The sequence below is a fragment of the Pseudomonas sp. GW822-FHT02D10 genome (assembly GCF_058802345.1).
The window spans coordinates 47,813-60,938 of sequence record NZ_JBXAOB010000007.1 but is presented as its reverse complement, the minus strand read 5'-3'; the positions used below and the strand labels follow the sequence as shown (position 1 = coordinate 60,938).

Here is a 13,126-nt window from a genome sequence, read left to right as displayed (position 1 = left end):
GTCAGCAGGTAGACGATAACCCCTGTGGGAGCGAGCTTGCTCGCGATGAGGGCGTAACATTCAGAATTGATGTCTGCTGCCCCACCGCTATCGCGAGCAAGCTCGCTCCCACAGTTGATTTATGTTGTTCAGATGTTTTTATGTCGCTTGCGCACCAACTTCATCACCACCACAAAAAACACCGGCACAAACACCACGGCCATTGTTGCGGTAATCATCCCGCCAATCACGCCAGTGCCGATCGCTTGCTGACTCGCCGAGCTGGCTCCGGTAGCAATCGCCAGCGGCACCACGCCAAGGATGAACGCCAGCGAAGTCATGATGATCGGCCGCAAGCGCAAACGAGCGGCTTGCACCGTGGCGTCGATCAGGTCATGGCCTTCGTCGTACAGGCTCTTGGCGAACTCGATGATCAGGATCGCGTTTTTCGCCGACAGACCCATGATGGTGATCAGTCCGACCTTGAAGAACACGTCGTTAGGCATCCCGCGCAACGTCACGGCCAGCACCGCGCCGAGTACACCCAGCGGCACCACCAGCAGCACCGAAGTCGGAATCGACCAGCTCTCGTACAGCGCCGCCAGACACAGGAACACGATCAGCAACGACAGGCCGAGCAGAATCGGTGCCTGGCTGCCGGACAATCGCTCCTGCAATGACAAACCTGTCCATTCCTGACCTAGCCCCGCCGGACCTTGGGCGACCAGGCGCTCGATTTCCGCCATGGCTTCACCGGTGCTGCGACCGGGTGCGGGCTCACCGGAAATGCTGATGGCCGGGTACCCGTTGTAGCGCGTCAGCTGCGCCGGGCCCTGGGTCCACGTGGCCTGGACGAACGCCGACAACGGCACCATTTTCCCGGCGTTGTTGCGCACGTGGATCTTCAGCAAATCGGCAACCTGACTGCGTTGGTCGCCCTCGGCCTGAACCACCACCCGCTGCATCCGTCCCTGATTGGGGAAGTCGTTGATATACGCCGAGCCCACGGCGGTGGACAGCACGTTGCCGATATCGGCGAAGGAAACCCCCAAGGCGTTGGCCTGTTTGCGATCGACGATCAGTTGCACTTGCGGTGCTTCAGCCAAGGCACTTTCGCGCACGTTCATCAGGATCGGGCTCTTCTCGGCCGCTTCCAGCAAGGCGCTGCGAGCCCGCATCAGCGCCGCATGACCAAGGCCGCCACGGTCTTGCAGGCGGAACTCAAAACCGCTCGATGTACCGAGGCCGTCAACCGGTGGAGGCAGCACCGAGAAGGCCACAGCATCCTTGATCTGACTCAACGCCATGTTGGCCCGATCGGCAATCGAGGCCGCCGAGTCATTGCTGCCGCGCTCAGACCAATCCTTGAGCGTGGTGAACGCCAGGGCTGCGTTCTGGCCGCTGCCGGAGAAGCTGAAACCGAGAATCACCGTGCTGTCGCCAACGCCAGGTTCAGTGGCGTTGTGCGCTTCAATCTGCTCGACCACCTGCACCGTGCGGTTCTTGCTCGCGCCCGGTGGCAGTTGAATGTCGGTGATGGTGTAGCCCTGGTCTTCGACGGGCAGGAACGAAGAGGGCAGGCGACTGAAGCAAAACACCAGACCGATCAACAACACGCCGTAGACCAGCAGAAAACGACCGCTGCGTTTCAGCGCGTAAACGACCCAGCGCTGATAACCCTCGGTCATTTGCTCGAAGCGCCGATTGAACCCGCCGAAGAAACCACCCTTGGCGTGATGTTCACCTTTGGCGATCGGTTTGAGCAGCGTGGCGCAGAGTGCCGGGGTGAGTGTCAGGGCGAGGAACGCCGAAAACAGAATCGAAGTGGCCATCGACAGCGAGAACTGCTGGTAAATCACCCCGACCGAGCCCTGCATGAACGCCATCGGGATAAACACCGCCACCAGCACCAGAGTAATGCCGATGATCGCCCCGGTGATCTGGCTCATCGCCTTGCGCGTGGCTTCTTTGGGCGACAGGCCTTCATTGGCCATGATCCGCTCGACGTTCTCCACCACCACGATGGCGTCGTCCACCAGAATGCCGATGGCCAGTACCATGCCGAACATGGTCAGCACGTTGATCGAGAAACCCAGCGCCAACATGACGGCAAAGGTGCCCATCAATGCCACCGGCACCACCAGGGTCGGGATCAGCGTGTAGCGGATGTTTTGCAGGAACAGCAACATCACCGCGAACACCAGCAACATGGCTTCGCCGAGGGTATAGATCACTTTGGTGATCGAGACTTTGACGAACGGCGAGGTGTCGTACGGAATCTTGTACTCCACGCCGGCCGGGAAGTAGCGCGCCAGCTCGTCCATCTTCTCGCGCACCAGGGTGGCGGTGCTCAAGGCGTTGGCGCCGGGGGCCAGTTGCACGCTGACCGCCGTCGACGGCTTGCCATTGAGGCGGGTGGAGAACTGGTATTCCTGGCTGCCGATCTCGACCCGTGCCACGTCGCCCACGCGCACGGTGGAACCGTCGGGATTGGCCCGCAGCACAATGTCGGCGAACTCTTCGGGGGTCGACAGTTGACCTTTCACCAGCACGGTCGCGGTGATTTCCTGGGTGGTACGGGTCGGCAAATCGCCGATGCTACCGGCCGAGACCTGGGCGTTCTGCGCAACAATCGCCGCGTTGACGTCGGCCGGGGTCAGGTTGAAACCGATCAGTTTCTGCGGGTCGATCCAGATCCGCATGGCTCGCTCGGCGCCATACAGTTGAGCCTTGCCGACGCCGTCCAGACGCTTGATCTCGTTCATCACGTTGCGCGCCAGGTAATCGCTGAGCGCCACGTCATTGAGCTTGCCGTCGCTGGAGGTGAGGGTGATCAACAACAGGAAGCCAGCCGAGACTTTCTCGACCTGCAAGCCTTGCTGAGTCACTGCTTGCGGCAGGCGCGACTCGACCGCTTTGAGGCGGTTTTGCACGTCGACCTGAGCCATTTCCGGATCGGTGCCGGGCTGGAAGGTGGCAGTGATGGTGGCGGCACCGAGGCTGCTCTGGGATTCGAAATACAGCAGGTGGTCGGCGCCGTTGAGCTCACCCTCGATCAGGCTGACCACGCTTTCGTCGATGGTTTGCGCCGAGGCACCGGGGTACACCGCGTAAATCTCGACCTTCGGCGGTGCAACGTTGGGGTACTGCGCGACGGGCAGCTGCGGGATGGCCAGGCTGCCTGCCAACAGGATAAACAGCGCGACCACCCAGGCGAACACCGGGCGGTCGATAAAGAATTGCGGCATAAAGTCTGCGTCCTGCCTACTGCCCGGTGACTTGGGCAAGGGGAAGAGGGGTGTCGTCGATCTGCACTTTTTCGCCGGGACGGGCGTGCTGCAGGCCTTCGATGACAATGCGGTCGCCGGGTTTCAGGCCGCCGGTGACGATCCAGCGATCGTTCTGCACCTGGCCAAGCTGCACCGGTTGCTGGCTGACGCGGGCGTCGGCATCGAGCAACAGCACCTGCGCAATGCCGGCGCTGTCACGCAGGATCGCCCGTTGCGGTACGCTGATACCTTGCTGATTCACCGCTTGCTCCAGACGCACGCGGATGAAACTGCCCGGTAAAAGGTCGAGGTCCGGGTTGGGAAACTCGCTGCGCAGAATGATCTGGCCGGTACTCGGGTCGACGCTGATGTCGGCGAACAGCAGTTTGCCCGGCAACGGATAGAGGCTGCCGTCGTCCTGAATCAATGTGGCTTTGGCCTGGTCCTGGCCGATCTGCTGCAGCTGCCCGGCGCGGAAGGCCCGGCGCAACTCGTTGAGTTCGCGGGTCGACTGGGTCAGGTTCGCGTGGATCGGGTCCAGCTGCTGGATCAGCGCCAATGGCGTGCTTTCGTTCTGCCCGACCAGCGCGCCTTCGGTGACCAATGCACGGCCAACTCGCCCGGAAATCGGTGCGGTGACGGTGGCGTAACCCAGGTTCAGTTTCGCCCGTTGCACGGCGGCCTGATTGGCCGCGACATCGGCGGCAGTCTGGCGGACATTGGTGCGGGCGTTGTCGTAATCCTGACCGCTGATGGCGTTGCCTTCGATCAGTTGCGCGTAGCGTTGCTCTTGCAAGCGCGCCTGAAAGGCATTGGCCTCGGCCTTGCGCAGCGACGCCTGGGCGCTGTCCAGATCGGCCTTGAACGGTGCCGGATCAATGCGAAACAGCACGTCGCCTTGTTTGACGTCGCTGCCTTCGCGGAAGGTCCGTTGCAAGACCACACCGGCCACCCGGGCACGGACTTCGGCGATCCGTGGTGCGGCGATCCGCCCACTCAGTTCGCTGCTGATCGATAGCGGCCGGGCTGAGAGGGTTTCGATCCGGACCGTGGCCAGCGGCGTTGCTTCTTCGGCGGTGGAGGACTTGTCACACGCGCTCAGCGTCATTGCCAAGGCAATCAGGCCGAGCTTCGCAAACAGGTTCTTTGACATGTGAATACCCCAATGATGACCCCTAGGGGGCGTTCTCAATTAGTTTCCACACCGCGCCGGGTCTGCTGCTGTGCAGGGCAAGGCGCGAGAAGCGTGGTTTGGTCATTCCAAATAAGCTTCGAGCAACGCCGCCCTGCACAGCAGCAGGCCCGGCCCTTCGGGTTGTGCCTTAAAACGGGCCAGGCTGCGTTGCAGGCCTTGGAAAGGGAGCAACCATTTCCAGCGGCCTGCGCCTTGCCTGGCCCGCTTTAAGGCGACAACGCGGCGGGGAAACTAATTGAGAACGCCCCCAACATCCTACGGGGAGGCGGTCAGGGTAGCGGTGAAGCTTTGTAGCGGCTGTGTGAAATTGTGTAAGGGTTTTACTCGCGCGTGCGTGAGGGCGTATATCCTTGGTCGCTTGATTCCTTTTGCGACTGATCGGCTGCTATCGCGAGCAAGCTCGCTCCCACAGTTGACCGGGGTGTCCACAAAATCTGTGATCACATCAAATCCCTGTGGGAGCGAGCTTGCTCGCGATGGCGGTGTATCAAACGCCACTGCACTTTCTGGAAACACCCATGCCCAATATCCTCCTGGTCGAAGACGACTCCGCGCTCTCTGAATTGATTGCCAGCTACCTTGAACGCAATGGCTATCAGGTCAGCGTGATCAGCCGTGGCGATCATGTGCGCGAACGAGCGCGGGTCAATCCGCCGGACCTGGTGATCCTCGACCTGATGCTGCCGGGCCTTGATGGGCTGCAAGTCTGTCGTTTGCTGCGCGCCGATTCGGCGGCCCTGCCGATTCTCATGCTGACGGCCCGCGACGACAGTCACGATCAGGTGTTGGGCCTGGAGATGGGCGCTGACGATTACGTCACCAAGCCTTGCGAACCACGGGTATTGTTGGCGCGGGTGCGCACCTTGTTGCGACGCAGCAGCCTGAACGAACCCCAGACCGCCAGCGACCGAATCCTCATGGGCAACCTCTGTATCGACCTGTCGGAGCGCACCGTGACCTGGCGCGAGCAGTTGGTCGAACTGTCCAGCGGCGAATACAACCTGCTGGTGGTGCTGGCGCGCCATGCCGGTGAAGTGCTCAGTCGCGACCAGATTCTGCAACGTCTGCGCGGCATCGAATTCAACGGCACCGACCGTTCGGTGGATGTGGCGATCTCCAAGCTGCGGCGCAAATTCGACGACCACGCCGGCGAAGCGCGCAAGATCAAGACCGTGTGGGGCAAGGGCTATCTGTTCAGTCGCTCCGAGTGGGAATGCTGAAGCCATGCTGCGTATTCTGATCCGCCTCTACCTGATCACCATCGTCACCTTCAGCGCGGCGATCTATTTCATCCCGGATCTGGTGATCAAGGTTTTTCATGAGCGATTCGTGAACTACAACCTTGATCAGTCCCGGGGCTTGCAGAACCTGATCGTCAAACAGTTTCACGCGGTGCCGAGCGAGCAATGGACACATCTGGCTGCGCAGCTGGACAAAGACTTCAGCCCGCTGCACGTGGTGCTGGTGCGCAATGACGACGCGGATTTCACACCCTACGAACGTGAACGTCTGGAGCGCGGTGAAAAGGTTATCCGCATGGGCGACTGGGGTTGGCGCACGCTGGCGGTGTCACCGCTGGATGAGCAACTGTCGGTGAAACTGGTGGTGCCGCCGGATCCGCTGGACGTCAATGTGTTGTACTGGAGCATCAACGTACTGATCGGCGCCGCGCTGCTGGCCTGCCTGTTGATCTGGTTGCGGCCGCACTGGCGCGACCTGGAACGCCTGAAAAATACTGCCGAGCGCTTCGGTAAGGGCCACTTGAGCGAGCGCACGCAAATCCCGTCGAGTTCGAACATCGGCAGCCTGGCCAACGTCTTCGACACCATGGCCGGCGATATAGAGAATCTCCTGAACCAGCAACGTGACTTGCTCAATGCGGTGTCCCACGAACTGCGCACGCCGCTGACCCGTCTGGACTTTGGTCTGGCACTGGCGTTGTCCGACGACTTGCCGGCCGCCAGCCGCGAGCGTTTGCAGGGCTTGGTTGCACACATTCGTGAACTGGATGAGTTGGTGCTGGAATTGCTCTCCTACAGCCGCCTGCAAAATCCGGCGCGGGTGCCAGAGCAGGTGGACGTGTCGCTGGATGAGTTCATCGACAGTATTCTGGGCAGCGTCGATGAAGAACTGGAGTCGCCGGACATCGTCATCGACGTAATGCTGCACGGCCAGCTCGAACGCTTCAGTCTCGACCCACGCCTGACCGCCCGAGCGATCCAGAATCTGCTGCGCAATGCCATGCGTTACTGCGAAAAACGCATTCAGATCGGCGTGCAGGTCTGCGCCAAAGGCTGCGAAATCCGGGTCGACGATGACGGTATCGGCATCCCGGAAGACGAACGTGAGCGGATCTTCGAACCGTTCTATCGGTTGGACCGCAGCCGCGATCGCGCCACGGGCGGGTTTGGTCTGGGGCTGGCGATCAGCCGTCGGGCACTGGAAGCCCAGGCCGGCACGCTGACGGCCGAAACCTCGCCACTGGGCGGGGCGCGGTTCCGGTTGTGGTTGCCGACACCGGTCTGATCAAAGCGTGACTTCGGCAGCGGTTATCAACCCGACGCCCGCCTGGTCCATCCGCTCCATGGCCAAGGCCAGCGAGCCGTTCAAGTCGATCGCCCGGCAGGCATCCAGCACCACCGTGGCATTGAACCCGGCGGCCCGGGCATCCAGCGCTGTAAACATCACGCAGAAATCCAGCGCAAGCCCAACCACATACACCGTATCGATTCCGCGTTCCCTCAGGTATCCGGCCAATCCGGTGGGGGTCGTGCGATCCGCTTCCAGAAACGCCGAATAGCTGTCGATGTCCGGGTTACAGCCTTTGCGGATGATCAGTTGGGCGTGGGGCAGGTTCAGTTCGGCGTGCAGTGCTGCGCCGGTCGTGGCTTGCACACAGTGCTCCGGCCACAGGGTCTGGGCGCCGTAAGGCAGTTGAATGACGTCATAGGGTTCGCGTCCGGCGTGGCTGGACGCGAACGAGGCGTGCCCGGCCGGATGCCAGTCCTGGGCGATGATCACCTGGGTGAACTGACCGGCAAGGCGATTGATCAAGGGAATGATCTGATCGCCCTCGGGTACCGCCAGGCGGCCACCGGGGGTGAAGTCGTTTTGTACGTCAATGACCAGTAGGGCGCAGTGTGATTGAGCCGATGTGGACGTCATGACCGGTTACCTTCCTGGAAGTGAAGCCTGAAGCATAGCGCCTGGTTCAACCCACGGGGCCTACAAAGAAACAGGACGGATGTATTTATTTTGCAGCGCCTTCGGGCAGCAAACGCTGGCGGCAATCGAGTGTCAGGCGGGCGCCGCCGAGTTCGCTGCTGCCGACGTCAAGGTTGAACCCGTGCAGGTTGACGATGGCTGCGACAATCGACAAACCCAGACCAAAACCACCCTTGATAGCGTTGTCGTCAACGCGGTAGAAACGTTGAAACACCGCCGTGCGTTTGTCCGCCGGGATGCCGGGGCCGGAGTCGAGGACCTCGATGCGTGTGCTACCGGCGTTGTCGCTCGCCCGCACAATGACCTGACCACCCGCCGGGGTGAACTTGATCGAGTTGCTCAGCAAGTTCGACAGTGCTTCGAACAACAACGCCCGGTCACCGGTCAGCGCTGGCAAGGTCTGCGGCGTTTGCAGGCTCAAGTTCAGGTGGCCTTCTTCGGCCAGTGGCAGGTAAAAATCGTGCAGTTCCTGCAGCAGCGGCAATGGATCGAACAGCACGAAGCCCGAACGCCGCTGTTGATCCTCCAGCTCGGAAATCCGCAGCAACCCGCGAAAACGCGCCATCAGGGTGTCGGTTTCGGCGAGCACCTGATCCAGTTGCGTCGCTTCGTCGGACCCCTCGGCGGCCTGCTGTTGAATGCGGTAAAGCTGCGCGCGTAGCCGGGTGAGCGGGGTGCGCAGGTCATGGGCGATGTTGTCGCAAACCCCCTTGACCTCATTCACCAGCCGCTCGATGCGTTCAAGCATGGCGTTGACGATGGCCGCGAGCATGTCCAGCTCATCGCGGCGGCTGGACAGCGGCAAACGGTGGTTCAGGTTACCGGCGACGATGGCTTCGGCGCTCGCTTGCAGGGCACGAATCCGCCGTAACGGCCGACGGCGCAACAGATGCCAACCGGCGATGCCGGGGATAATCGTCAGCGAGACTCCCCAGAACAGTGCATACAGGATGATCCGCGTGACCGCGAACAACGAACCGTTGTCACGCACCAGAACCAGCCAGCGGCCATCCAGAGTGTGAGTCGCCACCGCGTCGCAACTGTCGGACGGCATGCTGGCGTCATCCGGGTCGGCGCAGTCGGGCAGTTCATGGATCTTGCCGTCCAGTGGCAGACCGGCGGGGATCTTGCGGATCAGTCCGTGCAGGGGCCGATGCTGCTCGTCGAACAGCCCATAGGCGTCGATGCCGCGCTGGTCGAAGGTGATGCTGGCAATCAGCGCCTCATCCAGTTGTTCGCCGTGGAAGCGTGAAAACAGGTGCTGGCGTTGCATCAGCGAATGTTTGGCAAGGTTCTCCAGGTAGCTGGAAACCTCGTAATACATCACCCCCATGAGCAGGCCGCTCCAGACCACGAACAGCGCACTGTAGAGCGCCAGCAAACGGCTGCTGGAGGAGCGCCAGCCTTTAGACGGGTTCAGCAATGACATAACCCGAGCCTCGTACAGTCCGTATCAGCGGCAGTAGGCCCGGGGGGTCGATCTTTTTGCGCAGACGTCCGATGTGTACATCGATCAGGTTGGTGCCCGGGTCGAAGTGATAGCCCCAGACTTCTTCGAAAATCATCATCCGCGAGAGAATCTGCCCGGTATTGCGCAACAGAAACTCCAGCACTTTGTATTCGGTGGGCAGCAGGCTCAGCAACTGCCCGGCGCGGCTGGCTTCGCGGCTGATCAGATTGAGCTCGAGGTCGGCCACGCGCAGGGTCGTGGTGTAGTCCTTGACGGTGTTCTGGCGGCGCAGCAGAACTTCGACCCGGGCGGCCATTTCGTCGGTGGCGAAGGGTTTGGTCAAGTAATCGTCGCCGCCGGCACGCAAGCCGCGAACGCGCTCGTCGACGTCGGACAGGGCGCTGATCATCAGAATCGGCGTCGACACACCCATGGTGCGCAAGGTGGTGACAATCGCCAGACCATCGAGTTCCGGCAGCATGCGGTCAAGGGTGATCAGGTCGTAGTCACCGCTGACTGCCCGCGCCAGGCCTTCTCGACCATTGGCGACCCAGTCCACCTGCAATCCATGGCTGTTCAGCTCGGCAACGATCTCCCGTGCGGTGACGGCGTCGTCTTCAATGGTCAGGATTCGGGTCATGGGGCTTGCCTGAGAGTGAGTGAAATACACAGGCGGCAGTGTGCCAAGAAATGCCCGCGAGGGTTCTGAAAAAACTTTCATACAGGGTAGATCCCCCTTCAGGCAGGCGCGGTTTTTTCAGGCGGGTGACCGATGAAAGAGCAGGGCAGTTCACTGGCCTGGGTCAATATTTCGCTTTGGCATATCACGTAACGTTAAAGATTCAGGGGCTTCTGGCACTATCGGCTACATTGCCCCGGCGTACCGATGTGGCGTCGTCGAAATACCGCAGCATGACGCTGATCACCCTCAATAACTTTTCACGGATGAAATATGCAATGCAACGCCTAGACCGTACCTTTGATATTCAGCCGCTCATGCGGGCGGACATGACCATCGAACTCAATGGCCAGCCGGTCAGCGCCGCCATTGGCGAAACCGTGCTGACGGTCATTCAATCCCTCGGCGTGCGCCAGGTCGCACGCAACGATCACGATCAGATCAGCGGGGCCTATTGCGGCATGGGTGTGTGCCAATGCTGTCTGGTGAAAATCAACGGCCGACATAAACGCCGCGCTTGCCAGACCCTGGTTCGACCGGGCATGCAGGTCGAAACCCAGGTCAACCGTATTGCCGAGCAGGAGGCGTTATGAGCGTGAATCCGGTAATCGTCGGGGGAGGCCCGGCGGGCATGGCGGCGGCCATCGAGCTGGCCAAGCACGGCGTGCGCTGCACGCTGCTCGAAGAGGCCTCACGACTCGGTGGTGTGGTCTATCGCGGGCCGTTGCGTGACGGCGTCGAACTCGAATACCTCGGGCCGCGCTATTCGGAGGCGCTGGCCAAATTGCATGGCGAGTTTCAGGACCGTGCGGCGTTGATCAATGTGCGCTTGAACAGTCGCGTCGTCGGCGCAGAAGGCACTCGGGCGCTGTTGCTGCTGGACGCTGACGAACGTTTGCAGGAAATCACCTACCCGCAGTTGTTGCTCGCCGCCGGATGCCATGAGCGCAGCGTACCGTTCCCCGGCTGGACCTTGCCGGGAGTGATATTGCTGGGCGGTTTACAGCTGCAAATCAAAAGTGGCGTGGTCAAACCGCAAAGCCCGGTGGTGATCGCCGGTACCGGTCCGTTGTTGCCGCTGGTTGCCTGTCAATTGCATGCATCCGGGGTGAAGGTTGCCGGTGTGTTCGAGGCCTGCGCGTTCGGCAAGATCGCCAAGGAAAGCCTGGCACTGCTGAACAAACCGCAACTGTTCCTCGACGGGCTGAGCATGCTCGCCTACCTGAAATTGCACCGAATCGCGATGCGTTACGGTTGGGGCGTGGTCGAGGCGCAAGGCGAGGGGGAGTTGCGCAGCGTGACGGTCGCACCGTATTCCAGCCGCTGGCAGCCAGACCTGAGTCGCGCCGAGCAGGTTGCGGCGCAGACTCTGGCGGTGGGCTATGGCTTTATTCCGCGTACTCAGCTCAGTCAGCAAATGGGTCTGGAACATGGCTTCAGCGATGACGGTTATCTGCGCGCCACGGCCAATATCTGGCAGCAAAGCAGCGAACCGCACGTCCACCTGGCCGGCGACATGGGCGGGATTCGTGGTGGTGAGGCGGCGATGCTTGGCGGACGGATCGCGGCACTCTCGATTCTCATGCAGCGCGGTGTGCTGGACGCTGACCGTACGTTGCAATTGCGTGACCGCTATCTGGCGAAGCTCAAGTCCATCGTGCGCTTTCGTGCGGCGGTGGATCGCTACACCGAACGCGGTGCCGGGCAAACGGCGTTGCCGGCTGCCGATACGGTGATTTGCCGCTGCGAAAACGCAACCCGAGCCGACATTGATCTGGCTTTGTCTCAGGGCGTCGAGGACATGGCCAGCCTGAAAATGCGCACGCGGGTGAGCATGGGCGATTGTCAGGGGCGGATGTGCGTCGGCTATTGCAGCGACCGCTTGCGTGAAGCCACCGGGCGCCAGGATGTAGGCTGGTTGCGACCGCGTTTCCCGATTGATCCGATTCCTTTTTCGGCTTTCCAGAACCTCGGCACGGAGGCGTTGAATCATGAGTAAGTTCTACGATGTGGTGATTGCCGGTGGCGGTGTGATCGGGGCTTCTTGCGCCTATCAATTGTCGAAACGCAAAAATCTGAAAATCGCGCTGATCGACGCCAAGCGTCCTGGCAATGCGACCCGTGCATCGGCCGGCGGTCTCTGGGCGATTGGCGAGTCGGTGGGGCTGGGCTGCGGGGTGATCTTTTTTCGCATGATGTCGGCCAACCGCAAGCGCGAAACCCAGGGCACGGCGGTGGCGGTCGACTCCAGCACGCCGCACATCCTGCCGGATTCGTTCTTTGACTTTGCCCTGCAATCGAATGCGATGTATCCAGCCCTGCACCGCGAGTTGCAGGAGAACCACGGTATGGACTTCAAGTTTGAAAAAACCGGGCTGAAGTTCGTGATCTATGACGATGAGGATCGCTTGTACGCCGAGCACATCGTCGCTTGCATCCCACATTTGGCCGATCAGGTGCGCTGGCTGGACCAGGCCGCGCTGCGCGAGGCCGAGCCGAGCGTCAGTCATGAAGCGCGCGGGGCGCTGGAGTTTCTCTGCGACCATCAGGTCAGCCCGTTCCGTCTGGCGGATGCCTACACCGAAGGCGCCCGGCAGAATGGCGTCGACCTGTACTTCAACACCAACGTCACTGACGTGTTGCGCCAGGGTTCGCGGGTGGTCGGGGTGCAGACTGCCGAAGCCGGCGAGTTCCGTTGCGACACCTTGATCAATGCCGCCGGTGCCTGGGCCGCGGAACTCAGTCTGCAAGCCACGGGCATCAGCATTCCGGTGAATCCGGTCAAAGGCCAGATTTTGCTGACCGAGCGTATGCCGAAGATCTTGCGCGGCTGCCTGACCACCAGCGATTGCTATCTGGCGCAAAAGGACAACGGCGAGATCCTGATCGGCAGCACCACCGAAGACAAGGGCTTCGACGTGACCACCACCTACCCGGAAATCAATGGGCTGGTGCAAGGCGCGATCCGCTGCATTCCAGAGCTTGAACACATCAACCTCAAGCGCTGCTGGGCGGGGTTGCGACCGGGCTCACCGGACGAATTACCGATTCTCGGGCCGATGAAGGGGATTCAGGGCTATCTCAATGCCTGCGGGCATTTCCGCACCGGTATCCTGACCTCGGCGATCACCGGGGTGCTGCTGGACAAGTTGGTGAACAACGAAGCGTTGCCGCTGGACATCACACCATTCCTGGCTGATCGGTTTGAAGTGCAGAAAGCGGCCGTGGCCAAACAGGCAGAAATGGCCTGAGGCAAAAGCAGTTGAGCGCAAAACTGTGCTCTGACGCGCGTCTGTGGCGTCTAGCGTCTGTGTCCCCGCAGTGGTACG

The 13,126-nt window shown here is 61.2% G+C and carries 10 protein-coding genes; 5 read left to right on the top strand and 5 right to left on the bottom strand.

Annotation, left to right across the window (positions count from 1 at the left end):
- Positions 1-128 precede the first annotated feature (128 nt).
- Together AC1RPZ_RS13455 and AC1RPZ_RS13450 are read right to left on the bottom strand one after the other, a co-directional pair.
- Positions 129-3,227 carry a multidrug efflux RND transporter permease subunit gene (locus AC1RPZ_RS13455; RefSeq protein ID WP_493137536.1) on the bottom strand — a complete coding sequence of 1,033 codons (3,099 nt, stop codon included), beginning with the start codon at positions 3,225-3,227 and terminating at the stop codon, positions 129-131.
- A 16-nt stretch (positions 3,228-3,243) separates the two neighbouring features.
- On the bottom strand, positions 3,244-4,401 hold the full coding sequence (locus AC1RPZ_RS13450; RefSeq protein ID WP_493137535.1) for an efflux RND transporter periplasmic adaptor subunit: 1,158 nt from the start codon (positions 4,399-4,401) through the stop codon (positions 3,244-3,246).
- Positions 4,402-4,961: 560 nt separating this feature from the next.
- On the opposite strand from AC1RPZ_RS13450, the gene AC1RPZ_RS13445 reads away from it, so the two are divergent.
- Positions 4,962-5,663 (top strand): response regulator, encoded by a 702-nt coding sequence (locus AC1RPZ_RS13445; RefSeq protein ID WP_493137534.1) that lies wholly within the window; start codon positions 4,962-4,964, stop codon positions 5,661-5,663.
- Positions 5,664-5,667: 4 nt separating this feature from the next.
- Positions 5,668-6,969, top strand: a complete 1,302-nt coding sequence (locus AC1RPZ_RS13440; RefSeq protein WP_493137533.1) for an ATP-binding protein — start codon at positions 5,668-5,670, stop codon at positions 6,967-6,969.
- Here AC1RPZ_RS13440 and pncA read toward each other — a convergent pair whose 3' ends face one another.
- The 3 genes from pncA to AC1RPZ_RS13425 form a co-directional block, all read right to left on the bottom strand.
- Positions 6,970-7,608 carry a bifunctional nicotinamidase/pyrazinamidase gene (pncA, locus tag AC1RPZ_RS13435; protein WP_493137532.1) on the bottom strand — a complete coding sequence of 213 codons (639 nt, stop codon included), beginning with the start codon at positions 7,606-7,608 and terminating at the stop codon, positions 6,970-6,972.
- Between the two features lie 85 nt (positions 7,609-7,693).
- Positions 7,694-9,097 (bottom strand): sensor histidine kinase, encoded by a 1,404-nt coding sequence (locus tag AC1RPZ_RS13430; RefSeq protein WP_493137531.1) that lies wholly within the window; start codon positions 9,095-9,097, stop codon positions 7,694-7,696.
- The gene (locus AC1RPZ_RS13425) at positions 9,075-9,758 is read right to left on the bottom strand and encodes a response regulator transcription factor (protein WP_493137530.1); all 684 of its coding nucleotides are present in this window, start codon (positions 9,756-9,758) and stop codon (positions 9,075-9,077) included. Before AC1RPZ_RS13425 ends, AC1RPZ_RS13430 begins: the two co-directional genes overlap by 23 nt.
- 317 nt (positions 9,759-10,075) lie before the next feature.
- On the opposite strand from AC1RPZ_RS13425, the gene hcnA reads away from it, so the two are divergent.
- The 3 genes from hcnA to hcnC are packed head-to-tail and all read left to right on the top strand — an operon-like array spanning position 10,076 to position 13,048.
- Positions 10,076-10,390 carry a cyanide-forming glycine dehydrogenase subunit HcnA gene (hcnA, locus tag AC1RPZ_RS13420; protein ID WP_493137529.1) on the top strand — a complete coding sequence of 105 codons (315 nt, stop codon included), beginning with the start codon at positions 10,076-10,078 and terminating at the stop codon, positions 10,388-10,390.
- On the top strand, positions 10,387-11,796 hold the full coding sequence (gene hcnB / locus AC1RPZ_RS13415) for a cyanide-forming glycine dehydrogenase subunit HcnB (protein WP_493137528.1): 1,410 nt from the start codon (positions 10,387-10,389) through the stop codon (positions 11,794-11,796). Before hcnA ends, hcnB begins: the two co-directional genes overlap by 4 nt.
- Entirely contained in the window at positions 11,789-13,048 is a 1,260-nt protein-coding gene (gene hcnC, locus AC1RPZ_RS13410) for a cyanide-forming glycine dehydrogenase subunit HcnC (RefSeq protein ID WP_493137527.1), read from the top strand. Before hcnB ends, hcnC begins: the two co-directional genes overlap by 8 nt.
- The last annotated feature ends 78 nt before the right edge of the window (positions 13,049-13,126 follow it).